Source organism: Stenotrophomonas maltophilia group sp. RNC7 (assembly GCF_030910085.1).
GTDB lineage: Bacteria > Pseudomonadota > Gammaproteobacteria > Xanthomonadales > Xanthomonadaceae > Stenotrophomonas > Stenotrophomonas sepilia.
In genome coordinates this window covers 1-700 of sequence record NZ_JAVFVN010000058.1, presented here as the reverse complement: position 1 = coordinate 700, position 700 = coordinate 1, and the positions used below count along the sequence as shown (strand labels likewise).

Here is a 700-nt window from a genome sequence, read left to right as displayed (position 1 = left end):
TCTACACCGTGCCGACCAACTCGACGCTGATGGGCTCGGTGGCGATGACGGCACTGATCGGCCGCGTGCCCATCGATGGCACCGTCAACGATCCGTATCCGTTCAAGGTCGTGGTCGGCCCGGACAATCTGACCGCCAACGGAATCGACATTCCGGACGTGGCCGGCGCCGTGTTCAGCGGTACCGCAGCCGGCGATTGGACGCTCTCGTGCGTTCGCGGCCAAGTGCGCAGCATCACCTTCGTTTTCAACGACGGCACGATCCGTACCATCCCCGAAGACCGTGACGGCAATCAGCAAAACAACAACCAGCAAGATGGCCTGGGCTGGATCAGCGACCCGCACGGTATTCCTTGCGTCAGTGGCGAGCGCCGCAGCAATGCCCAGCAATACCTGGGCACCCAGGCCTTGATCACGGCCGCCGGCGCCGGCGCCGCCTCGCTGATCGAATCCGACAGCGGCCGCTCGTCCTACGTCGGCGCCGATGGCTCGATCGGTACCGTCGGCATCACCGGTCAGGAAGCGGTTGGCCGGATCCTGGCAGGCGGTGTCCAAGAGATGTCGAGCTGGGTCAACAAGCTCTACGGGCAAGCATTTGCCGCGGTGTACGTGCAACCAGGCGCCAAGGTTGCCGTCCACCTTGAGAAGCCACTCGCCATCGACTACGACCCCGAAGGCCGCAAGGTCGACCACCGTGCAGG

At 64.4% G+C, this 700-nt stretch carries 1 protein-coding gene; it reads left to right on the top strand.

What is annotated here, in order from left to right:
* Window positions 1-700: TIGR03752 family integrating conjugative element protein (locus RCF13_RS00390; RefSeq protein WP_308140689.1), on the top strand; the 700-nt coding region annotated here is incomplete at both ends.